Here is a 10,103-nt window from a genome sequence, read left to right on the forward strand (position 1 = left end):
CCCGGCGGCCTGGCCGCGCCCGAGCGCCCCGCCCCGCCCCGCAGCGTCCACCTGCTCCAGCGCAAGACGACGAAGGTCGGCGCCGGACTCGGCAGGACCACCGGCTGGATCCACCGCACCGAACTCAAGCACCGGGGCGTCACCATGGTCCCGGGCGTCCGGTACGACCGGATCGACGACGCCGGTCTGCACGTGACCGTCGACGGCGCCGCCACCGTCCTGCCCGTCGACACCGTCGTCCTGTGCACCGGCCAGGACCCGCGCCGGGACCTGTACGACGAGCTGCTCGCCGCCGGCCGCAGCGTGCACCTGATCGGCGGCGCCGACGTCGCCGCCGAGCTGGACGCCAAGCGCGCCATCAAGCAGGGCACCGAACTGGCGGCGGCGCTCTGACACCCGTACGAGCGGAGGACAGCCACAGTCACCGTCAGCCCCGGTCCCTAGGATTTGAGCCATGTCCCTCCCGCACGCGATCCTCACCGCTCTGCTCGAGAAGCCGTCCTCGGGGCTGGAGCTGACCCGGCGGTTCGACAGGTCGATCGGCTACTTCTGGTCGGCCACGCACCAGCAGATCTACCGCGAGCTGGGCAGGCTGGAGGGCGAGGGGCAGATTCGCGCCCTGCCCGCCGAGCAGACGGCCCGTGGCGGGAAGAAGAGCTACGAGGTGCTGCCGGCGGGCCGAGCCGAACTGGCCCGCTGGACCGCCGCGTCCCAGGACCCAAAACCCCACCGGGACACGATGCTGCTGCGGCTGCGCGCCTCGGCGGTCGTCGGCACCGAAGGCATCGAGGCCGATCTGCGTCGCCATCTCGCCCTGCACCAGCGGCAGTTGACGGAGTACCGGGAAATCGAGGAGCGGGATTTCCCGCCCGCCGGAGCAGGTACGGGCAGCCCCCAGGGCCGGCTCCAGCACCTGGTCCTGCGGGCGGGCATCGACCTGGAGACCTTCTGGACCCAGTGGCTCACCCACGCCCTGGCGGAGTTCGCGGAGCTGCCCGGCGAAAACCAGTGAGCGCCCCGCGCCCGAGGACGAACCTCGGACACAGGGCGCTCACGACAGCCGAGCCGATCTACTGAATACAACCAATCTACTGAATACAGCCAATCGGCCAACTACAACCAATCGGCCTAAGTGAGTGGGTAGTTGGTTGTCAGAGCCGGAAGACATCGAGGAAGGAACTCCAGAATCCCTTCCTGCGCTGTTCCTGATGGCCTCCCGAAACCTGCTGCGGTACCGGACGGGGCGCCGGTTCCGCCGCCTTGGTCGGCGTCAGGCTGCGCATCGCCGCCGCCATCCGGGTGGCGGGGGTCGGGCTGAACCGGGCCGGCAGTGCGACCAGGGCGCGGTGGAAGGGTCCCGGGCGCCACATCAGGCTGTCCTGCGGGACCGCGAGGGTCAGGTCGGGCAGCGCGTTGAGGATCCGCTCGATCGCCGTGAGCGCGATGACCTGGGCCGGGTCCTTCGCGGGGCAGGCGTGCGGGCCCGCGCCGAAGGCGAGGTGCGCGCCCTTGCTGGCCGCCTGCCTGGCCTCTTTGAGGGCCGGGTCGCTGTTGGCGGCGGCGAAGCTGACGACGATCGGGCTGTTGGCGTCGACCAGCACGCCACCGAGGTCGACGTCCTGCAACGGGTAGTGCGTCGCGTAGTTGGAGATGGGCGGGTTGTTCCACAGCACGTGGTCGATGGCTTCCTCGACCAGCATGCCGCTGCCGCGCCCCGACGGGCCGTCGGACAGCAGCAGGAGCAGGGAGCTGGCGATGAGGTTGCGCTCGGGTTCGAGGCCCGCGCCCATCAACACGATGAGCTGGTAGCGGAGTTCGTCGTCGCTGAGGCCCGCCGGGTGCTGGATGAGCCAGGACGTCACGTCGTCGCCCGGTTCACGGCGCTTGAGGGTGATCAGCTCCAGGAGGGAACCGGCCACCTCCTCAAGGCCCTTCTGGGCGTTCTCGCCGTCGAACATGGCGGACATGCCGGCGGTGAGGCGGTCGCCGATGTCGGCCGGGCAGCCGAAGATCTTGTTGAACAGGAGCAGCGGCACCAGCTTGGCGTAGTCGTTGAGGAGGTCGGCGCGGCCCCGCTCGCTGAACTGGTCGATCAGGTAGTCGGCGATCGGCTCGACGTCCCGGCGGATCCGGCTGATGCTCAGCTTGGCCAGGCTCTCCGTGACGGCCTTGCGCAGCCGCAGGTGCACGGCGCCGTCGGTGAACAGCACGTTCGGCTGGTAGGCCATCATCGGCAGGACCGGGCTGTCGAGGGAGATCCGGCCCTCGTTGAGCGCGGACCAGCGGCGCGAGTCGCGGGAGAACAGGGTGGTGTTCTGGAGCACCCGGAGGGCCATCTCGTGCTGGACGACGAGGGTGGCGTCCACACCGGGGGCCAGTTCGACGGGTGCCGCCGGGCCGTGGGCGCGCATCTGGTCGTACAGGCGGTGCGGTTCGGCGGCGAAGTCGGCGCCGTGCATGGGGCATCTGGCGGGCGCGGTCGGCGCGGCACCAGCGTGCTGTGTGTCCATGGAGGTTCCTTAGGGTTCCCCGCGCCTCGGGGACGGGGGAGAGGAAGAGGCTTGTGACGGGGTGTTCGGGGCCCGGGTCCGGGCGGTCCAGGCGGTGATCCAGGCCCCTGCCCGGAGCGCCGCCGGGACCCCGGCCCGGCCCCTTCTCCGGACCCCTTGTGCGGGGAGGGGTCCGGAAGGAAAGGGAGGGACCGGGGCTCAGGCCGCGCGGGTGAGCAGGTGCTGGACGAGGGCGATCAGGGCCCTCGCGGAGGACTTCTGGTCCCGGGCGTCGCAGTAGATGACCGGGGTGTCGGGCAGCAGGTCGAGGGCCTCGCGGATCTCGTCCTCGTCGAACTCGGCCTTCTCGTCGAAGGAGTTGACGGCGATGGCGTACTCCAGGCCGTACTTCTCGACCAGGTCGATCACCGGGAAGGTCTCGGCCAGCCGGGACGGGTCGACCAGGAGCAGTGCTCCGAGCGCGCCGCGGGCCATGTCCTCCCACAACTGCATGAAACGCTGCTGGCCGGGGGTGCCGAACAGGTACAGCACCAGCTCGTCGCTCAGCGTGAGACGGCCGAAGTCCAGCGCGACCGTGGTCGTCACCTTGTCCGGCGCGCCCTTCAGATCGTCCACGTGGGCGGACGCCTGGGTCATCTTCTCCTCGGTGCGCAGCGGGGCGATCTCCGACAGCGAGCCGATGTAGGTGGTCTTGCCCACGGCGAAGTGCCCTACGACAAGGATCTTCGCGGTGGTGGTGACCGCGTCTGAGACGTAGATCGTCTCAGCCGTAGAGCGATTCGAGTCCATGCAGCACCTTCTCGATGATTCCTCTGTCGACGGACGGGGCGCGTGGGGGCGCGGCACGACGCAGGAGATGGCCCTGTTCGAATAAATCGGTCAGCAGGAGCCGGGCGACCCCCACCGGCAGCGACAGATGCGCGGCGACCTCAGCGACGGACAGGTAACCGCCGCCGCACAGCTCCCATATGGCCCGTACCTCGGGGCTGGCGCCGAGCGGCAGCTCCCGGTCGGGGGCCAGCGTGACCAGGGTGTGCAGGGACAGGTCGTCGGCGGTCGGCAGCCGCCGTCCGCCCGTGATGACGTAACTCCGGACGAAGTCGCTGGTGACCGTGACCGGGGCTTCCTCGCCGTGCGCGTTCACGCGTCCGCACCGGCGTTCTGACGCGGCGGGGTCGTCATCGCCTTGCCGAGCGCACCCACCTGCTGCTGCATCCGGAAGGACATGGCCTCCATGTCGACGTCCAGGGCCGCCGACACGGCGAGGTAGGCGCCGCTGCCCGCCGCGATGAGGAAGATCCAGCCGCCGTCGTACTCGATCAGGGTCTGCTTCCACAGACCGAGTCCGAAGCCGACGAAGGGGGCGACTGCCCGGCTGAGGGACTGCATGGAGCTCATCGCGGCGGCGTTGGTCTCGGCCGCGTCGCGGTCGATGTCGCTGGACCGCTCCAGCAGCAGGCCGTCGGCCGAGACGAGGATCGCGTGACGGGCGCCGCGTACCTGCAGCACATCGTTCAGCACCCACGACAGATCGGGATTCACTGGTCCTGTGGTCCTTCCATGGTCGTCGTGTCCCTCCCGAGCAGCGTTCCGCGCTGGAACGCACCGATGCGTGAGGCCGTCACCTCGTTGTTGTGCTCCACCGGCTCCGGCGGCGGGGGCACCACCGCGACCGGGCTGCCGCGCCGCCGCCGCTTGGGCAGACCGCCGGCCGTCGTACCTATCGGACGCGCCGGCCCGCCGGGCGAGGCCACCGGGGTCAGCCGCTGCGGGGCGACCGGCACCTCCGTCCGGGGCTCGGGCTTGGCGGCCCCGCCCTCGGGCTCCGGAACGTCCGTCGTCAACAGGTTCTCTGGCAAGAGAATCACCGCCCGTACGCCGCCGTAGGGGGACACCGAATCGACCGACACCTTGAAGCCGTAGCGGGTGGCGAGCATCCCGGCCACGGCGAAGCCGAACTTCGGCGGGTCGCCGAGGCTCGTGATGTCGATCGGTGCCTGCGGGGAGAGCAGCACGGAGGCCCGCGCCTTCTCCTCCGTGTTCATACCGAGGCCGGCGTCGTCGACGATCAGGCAGACGCCGGTGGGCACGGCCTGGATGTTGATGTCGACGCGGGTGCCGGGCGCGCTGTAGTTGGTGGCGTTGGCCAGCAGCTCGGCGAGGACCACCGCGATGGGCTCGACGGCCCGGCTGGCCACCGTGACGTTCACCTGGGTGTTGATGGTGACGCGGTCGAAGTGCTTGATGCGGCCCTGGGCACTGCGGGCGACGTCGAACACGGAGGCGGTGGACTCGCGCCGGCCGAGCCAGCCGCCGCACAGCACCGCGATGCCCTGCGCACGTCGGCCGAACTGGCTGTTGGTGTGGTCGATCATCATCAGGTCGGCGAGGATCTGTTCGTCGTCGCCGTAGCGGCGCTGCGACTTCTCGATGATGAGCTGCTGTTCGTCGGCGAGCACCTGGAGCGTCCGCATCGCGGACTTCAGGACGGCCTTGGTGTCTTCCTCCGCGTCCTTGCGCACCGCCGCGAGATCGCCCGCGTGCTGGGCGTTCAACTGGCCGTATTCCGCATAGAGGCGGTCACGGTCGCTCTGGACGGACTCGCGGGCGTTCTGCAGGTCGTTGTTCTTCCTGCGGAGAGCCATGTTGGTTCTCCGGGCCCGCATCACTGCGACGAGCGCAGCGACCAGTACCACAAGCAGGATCCACAGCAGTGGATCCTGGATCAATGACGTCATGAGACTCTCTTCAAGTCGCCTTGCGACAGGAGCAGTTGCGGTCCGGCAGGTGCTGGCCTCGAACTCCAGCCCCGCCCGGTGGCGTACGTTACCGGCGGACCGACTCAGCCACTCCTTCGCCATGGGGCCCTTAGAGACTGCCCCCGTGCGCGTGGCGCGCCTCAGCCTACTGAAAGTGGGATGATCTTAACAGTCAATGAGGCGTCAAAAAGGTTCCGCTTGAGCTCACTTGGAGACCTTCACACAGGATCCGCGATCGGCCCACGCCGGTGACACCCCGCCGCCGCCCGGACACGCACAGACCCGCCCCCCTGTCCTTAGGGAAGCGGGCCTGTACTGCGTACGCCTCAGGCGGCCTGGGCGCCGAACCCGGGCTCGGTGCCGGTACGGCCCGGGTCCGCGCACCACACCCACAGCCTCTCGTCGACGAGCCGCTCCGCGTACTCGATGCCGGGCTCGAAGGTCTCGTCGGCGATGTCCCCGCCTACGAAGATCCGCAACACGTTCTCGTTCTGCTGCCGCTCGTTCTGCTCGGCTCGGTCGGATGCCATGCCCGCGAGGCTAACCCGTGGGCGCGGTCGGGGAAAAGCCGAGGGACAGGTCCTCCTGATCACTCTTCGAAAAGGGTGATGCCCGGCGGAACGCCGTTACCAGGCGTGAGCGGGCGCGTTGTAGGGGAAGTGCGGGCGCGAGTCGAGTGCCCGCACTCATCGAATCAAAGGAGAACGTGATGTCTCGCATCGCGAAGGCAGCCGTCGCCGCGCTCGGCACCGGTGCCGTGGTGCTCGGCGGTGCCGGTATGGCCACGGCTGACGCGGGTGCCATGGCCGAGGCCGTCGGCTCGCCCGGCGTCCTGTCCGGCAACATCCTGCAGGTCCCGGTCCACGTGCCCGTCAACGTGTGCGGGAACTCGGTCAGCGTGATCGGCCTGCTGAACCCGGCCTTCGGCAACACCTGCGTCAACGTCAGCCACGACGACCACAAGGGCCACCCCGGCCCCGGCGGTTACGGCGGCTGATCCGTCGCACGCAAACACCGGAAGAGCCCCGGCGGTCCCACCGCCGGGGCTCTTCCATGTCCTGCTCGTATGACGTGTCCTGCTCGTATGACGTGTCCTGCTCGTATTACATGTCCTGCTCGTCTTACGCGTACCGGTAGACGGCGCTGTGGTCCTCCAGTTGGTCCGGCGTCAGGTCCCACGGCGGGAGCGTCTCGTGCCGGGCGACGACCCGGCCGCGCTGCGGGTCGCCGACGCGTGGGGGCCGGTCGGGCAGATAGCGCGCGCCGGCGCCGTGCCGGCGCTGCCAGCGCGACCAGCACAGGTCGACGAAGGCGTGGTGCAGCCAGAAGACGGGGTCGTTGACGGAGGCACCGCCGACCATGTGCCCGCCGACCCACCGGTGGACGCGGTTGTGGTTGCGCCACGAGGCGGGGCCCCGCCCGCTCCCCCACCCTTCGAGCCGGTTGCGGAACCCCTTGGCGGACGTCGAGTTCCACGGCGACACGTCGTAGACGGGGTCGGCGAGGGCCGCGTCCAGGTCCTGCCGGGTCGGCAGCGTGAGCGGCTCACGGGCACGGCCGAGGTCCCGGGTGAGGAAGTCGCCGTCGGTGACGCTCTCCGTGATGATCCAGTCACCGGTGTCGTAGGCGAACGGCCCGGTCATGACCATCTGGTCGGAGGCCCGCCCGGTGCCGCCGAGCAGGTCCTCGGTCCAGGGCGCGCCGGTTTTCGTACGGTCCCGGGTCCAGTCCCAGTACGGCAGCGTCACCGACGGGTCCACGCGCTGGAGGGCCTGCTCCATGTCCAGCAGGAACTGCCGGTGCCAAGGCAGGAAGGACGGCGCCATATGGGCCGTACGCAGCCCCTTCTCGCCGTCGGAGACGTAGTACTCGATGTGGGTGCGCACATAGTCGTCGTACTCGCCCCGGCGTTTGATCTCCAGGAGCGCCCCGACGAACCGCCGCCGCTCGGAACGCGTCAGCGTGCTGACGTCCTTACGCGTGTACGCCATGACCGCCCTCTCCCCCGCCCGCGACCGTCAGCCGCCGCCCGGGCCCCAGCTCGTCCACGGCGGCGCGGGCCGCCTCCAGGGCCGTGGGGTAGGAGCGGTAGTGGTCGATCATGCTCAGATACGTCCCGTCCGCGCGCCGCATCAGATGCAGGGGCCGCCCGTCCACGGTGACGTGCCACCGGCCGTCGCCGGGCGGGCGCATCGCCTGCGCCATGTGCTGAAGGTGGTCGGCGGGCTCGGCGTCGGCCCTCATGCCGCGCAGCCGGCGGCCCCGGTACGTCTCGTCGAACGCCGCCGCCTCCTCGCCGTCCCGGTCCCGCCGGGGCCACGCGGCGGCGACGACCGGGACCACCGCCAGGGCGAGGGCCGACACGCACAGGGCACGCAGCGCGTCGCGCCGCGTGCCGGAACGGACACGGGGACCTTCCGGTCCCCGTGGCACTCTGCTGACGAACAACAGTCTCTCCTCATCTCATCGTCTGGTTCGGCTCGTTCGGAAACGGCGACCGCCCGATGACCGGGCCCGGGTGTCGACTCCGGGCCCAGAGGCTCCAGTTCGTCAGGTCCAGCTCGTCAGGTCCAGCTCGTCCGGTCCAGTTGGTCGGGTCCGGTGTCCGACCGGACCGCCCGGACCCGCCCGGACTACAGCGAGCCGAGCCCCAGGACGCCCGTGGGTGCCGTTTGCAGCAGCGGGGTGAGCACTGCGGCCTGCGGCTCCTTGAGCGTGGGCAGGCCGAACACATCGGGGTTGGAGGCGGTCAGCGGGGTGTCCACGGACAGACCGGGGGTCAGGGTCCGCAGGTCGGCCGCGGGGAGGCTGGCAGAGGCCTCGTCGAAGCCCTTCCCGATCACCTGCGGCAGCGGCGTCTCGGCCGACACACCGGGCAGCGCGGCACCCATCGGCACCTGCGGCAGCGCGCTGGCCGGGATCATCTGCCCCTCGACGTACCGCGGGCCCTCGGGCACACCCGGCGTCAGCAGGGGCAGTTCGCCGCCGACCTTGGGCAGGCTCACGTTGAGGGACTTCTCGACACCGTCCAGCGGGACGGGTACGGGGACCGTGTCGGCCGCGACGGCGGGGGCCGCGGCGCCCACCGCCGCCGCCATGCCGGTGAGAACGGCGGCGGCAAGGATTCGAGTGGTCGACTTCATGACAAGTACGGTCCTTTTCAGGAATCGGGGGGGTGTTCGTCCGTACCGCGTAACGATCCTGAGAACCGCATCAGCTCAAGATTCCCCCGTGTGGCGCATTAGTCGTCCCATCGGCCCGGACGGTCGATCCGCCCGTCCGGGCCTCCGGCCGCACCACTCGTCCCGCTCCCTCCGGCCGTCAGCGCAGGCTGCGGGCCGGGAGGATGACGTGGGCGGCGGCGGTCAGGGTCTCCTCGGCGCCCGCGAACGCGGCCAGCGCCTCCGGCTCGATGGGCTTGCCGGGCTGGGCCTCGGGCCAGGCGCGGGTGGTGAACACCAGGTAGGCGAAGCCCCGTTCGGCGACCGCGGTGAGCCACTCCGGGGGCGGCGTGCACTGGGCGTTGAGCTGCGGCATGTTGACGACGGCCGAACCGGCCTCGACGAGCAGGCTGACCGGCAGGCTCGGGCGGGTGGAGCCGTCGACGATGTCGCCGCCGACCGGCAGACCGGTGTTGGCGAGGAGCTTCTCGACGGCGACCGCCGAGGCCTCCGGGCCGCCCTCGCCGTCCCCGAGGGAGTAGGCGAGGAGGTAGGGCATGTCGCCGTCGGGGGCCTCACCGCTCCAGGCCATCACGACGAGCGTGCCCAGGTCGGCCATGCGGAAAGGGCGCGTTTCGCTTGAGGTTGAGGTCACCGCGGAACCTTATCGACGGGAATTGCGGCGGCCGGCCGTGTTCTCACTCGACCGGGGGATTTCCCGCCGGTATCCACACGAAAGAGGGACGGGACTCGAACAACGCGAAGGACCGATTCCGCCGCCCCTCACGGAGTGCGGAATCGGTCCTTCGGAAACCCGTGTCAGCCCTGGAGCGGAAGGCCGCCGAGCAGCCCGCCGGTCGAGTTGAGGGCGGCCGTCGCGTCCTTCACCGTGCTGAGCGCCGAGTCCTTGTTCTCGGTGTCCAGCGCGTTCGACTGGTGCTGGATCGGCGCCAGCTGCTCCACGTCGAGGGGGCCCCTGGTGGCCTGGGCGAGCGTGTTGACGGCGCCGTTGAGGCTGGAGGGCGTGAGGTTGGCGGCGTCGTAGGCGAACGCGGGCGCGGCGGCTCCGGCGATGACCAGGGACCCGGCAACAACAGCGGCAGCCTTCAGGGACTTCATCGTGTTCCTTTCTTCGGCAACTCATGTCACCAGAGGGAATTCTGTCGCCGTGCCTAACGAGCCCCGGTGGCGACGGAAACCCCGTACGCAGAAATTTCTGCTGCGCATCCGGATCGACGCACAAACGGAATTGACTCCCGGACAGCACAATGGCCGTCGTGCCGACCGCGCGGGGTCGGCACGACGGCCGGGAGGGCGGCGGCCCTAACGGGCCGGCATCGGCAGCGGCTGCACCGCGGCCGGGAGCGCCGGCACCGCCGCCGGCAGCTTGGGCAGCGGCGGCAGCCCCGCCAGTTCCGGCGCCGGCAGTCCGCCGCCGAGCAGGGTGGCGGCGACGAAACCGACGACGTTCGTCAGCACACCGGTGACGGCCGGTACGACGTTCGCGGCATCACCGGACGTCACCGCTTTGAGCAGCGTGTCCACCGATTCCTGCAGCGCGGCGAGCGCGTCCCCCTTGATGTCGAGCGGCCCCTCGGCCGCCTTGACCGCCTTGCCGTCCTTGAGGCTCAGCGGAAGAGCGGGCGCGGGCGGCAGCGCGGGGAGGGCGGGGG

13 protein-coding genes and 2 pseudogenes are annotated in these 10,103 nt (G+C 70.3%); 3 read left to right on the forward strand and 12 right to left on the reverse strand.

Translation table 11 applies throughout. The features are described 5' to 3' along the window. Both fadH and AOK08_RS07510 read left to right on the forward strand, forming a co-directional pair. Positions 1–393 (forward strand): annotated as a pseudogene (gene fadH / locus AOK08_RS07505) (NADPH-dependent 2,4-dienoyl-CoA reductase); the annotation flags it as partial. A 61-nt stretch (positions 394–454) separates the two neighbouring features. Next, positions 455–1,012: a PadR family transcriptional regulator gene (locus AOK08_RS07510; protein WP_055524668.1), complete on the forward strand. Its 558-nt coding sequence runs from the start codon at positions 455–457 to the stop codon at positions 1,010–1,012. Between the two features lie 139 nt (positions 1,013–1,151). Here AOK08_RS07510 and AOK08_RS07515 read toward each other — a convergent pair whose 3' ends face one another. The 6 genes from AOK08_RS07515 to AOK08_RS07540 form a co-directional block, all read right to left on the reverse strand. Then, the gene (locus tag AOK08_RS07515) at positions 1,152–2,459 is read right to left on the reverse strand and encodes a cytochrome P450 family protein (RefSeq protein ID WP_055524680.1); all 1,308 of its coding nucleotides are present in this window, start codon (positions 2,457–2,459) and stop codon (positions 1,152–1,154) included. 249 nt (positions 2,460–2,708) lie between these two features. Next, a complete protein-coding gene (locus AOK08_RS07520; protein ID WP_055524669.1) occupies positions 2,709–3,299 on the reverse strand; it encodes a GTP-binding protein in 591 nt (196 codons plus the stop codon). Then, positions 3,274–3,654 carry a DUF742 domain-containing protein gene (locus AOK08_RS07525; protein WP_055524670.1) on the reverse strand — a complete coding sequence of 127 codons (381 nt, stop codon included), beginning with the start codon at positions 3,652–3,654 and terminating at the stop codon, positions 3,274–3,276. Before AOK08_RS07525 ends, AOK08_RS07520 begins: the two co-directional genes overlap by 26 nt. Continuing rightward, the gene (locus AOK08_RS07530) at positions 3,651–4,052 is read right to left on the reverse strand and encodes a roadblock/LC7 domain-containing protein (protein ID WP_055524671.1); all 402 of its coding nucleotides are present in this window, start codon (positions 4,050–4,052) and stop codon (positions 3,651–3,653) included. Before AOK08_RS07530 ends, AOK08_RS07525 begins: the two co-directional genes overlap by 4 nt. Next, positions 4,049–5,248, reverse strand: a complete 1,200-nt coding sequence (locus AOK08_RS07535) for an ATP-binding protein (protein WP_055524672.1) — start codon at positions 5,246–5,248, stop codon at positions 4,049–4,051. Before AOK08_RS07535 ends, AOK08_RS07530 begins: the two co-directional genes overlap by 4 nt. 347 nt (positions 5,249–5,595) lie before the next feature. Next, positions 5,596–5,799, reverse strand: coding sequence for a hypothetical protein (locus AOK08_RS07540; protein WP_055524673.1), 204 nt, complete (start codon positions 5,797–5,799; stop codon positions 5,596–5,598). A 179-nt stretch (positions 5,800–5,978) separates the two neighbouring features. Between AOK08_RS07540 and AOK08_RS07545 the strand changes: the two genes are divergently transcribed. Then, a complete protein-coding gene (locus AOK08_RS07545) occupies positions 5,979–6,266 on the forward strand; it encodes a chaplin (protein WP_055524674.1) in 288 nt (95 codons plus the stop codon). 124 nt (positions 6,267–6,390) lie between these two features. Here the strand turns inward: AOK08_RS07545 and AOK08_RS07550 are convergent, their stop codons facing one another. From AOK08_RS07550 to AOK08_RS07575, 6 genes and pseudogenes are all read right to left on the reverse strand, one after another. Then, complete coding sequence (locus AOK08_RS07550; RefSeq protein WP_055524675.1) at positions 6,391–7,260, reverse strand: tyrosinase family protein; 870 nt, start codon at positions 7,258–7,260, stop codon at positions 6,391–6,393. Continuing rightward, entirely contained in the window at positions 7,244–7,720 is a 477-nt protein-coding gene (locus AOK08_RS07555) for a tyrosinase family oxidase copper chaperone (protein ID WP_055524676.1), read from the reverse strand. Before AOK08_RS07555 ends, AOK08_RS07550 begins: the two co-directional genes overlap by 17 nt. Before the next feature lie 182 nt (positions 7,721–7,902). Further along, complete coding sequence (locus tag AOK08_RS07560) at positions 7,903–8,412, reverse strand: hypothetical protein (RefSeq protein ID WP_055524677.1); 510 nt, start codon at positions 8,410–8,412, stop codon at positions 7,903–7,905. A 178-nt stretch (positions 8,413–8,590) separates the two neighbouring features. Beyond that, positions 8,591–9,085, reverse strand: a complete 495-nt coding sequence (locus AOK08_RS07565; protein WP_055524678.1) for a DUF5949 family protein — start codon at positions 9,083–9,085, stop codon at positions 8,591–8,593. A 164-nt stretch (positions 9,086–9,249) separates the two neighbouring features. Continuing rightward, positions 9,250–9,549, reverse strand: a complete 300-nt coding sequence (locus tag AOK08_RS07570; RefSeq protein WP_055524679.1) for a hypothetical protein — start codon at positions 9,547–9,549, stop codon at positions 9,250–9,252. A gap of 204 nt (positions 9,550–9,753) precedes the next feature. Further along, positions 9,754–10,103, reverse strand: a pseudogene (locus AOK08_RS07575) (hypothetical protein); the annotation flags it as partial.

It is taken from the genome of Streptomyces graminilatus, from assembly GCF_001418565.1.
Classification (GTDB): Bacteria; Actinomycetota; Actinomycetes; order Streptomycetales; family Streptomycetaceae; genus Streptomyces; species Streptomyces graminilatus.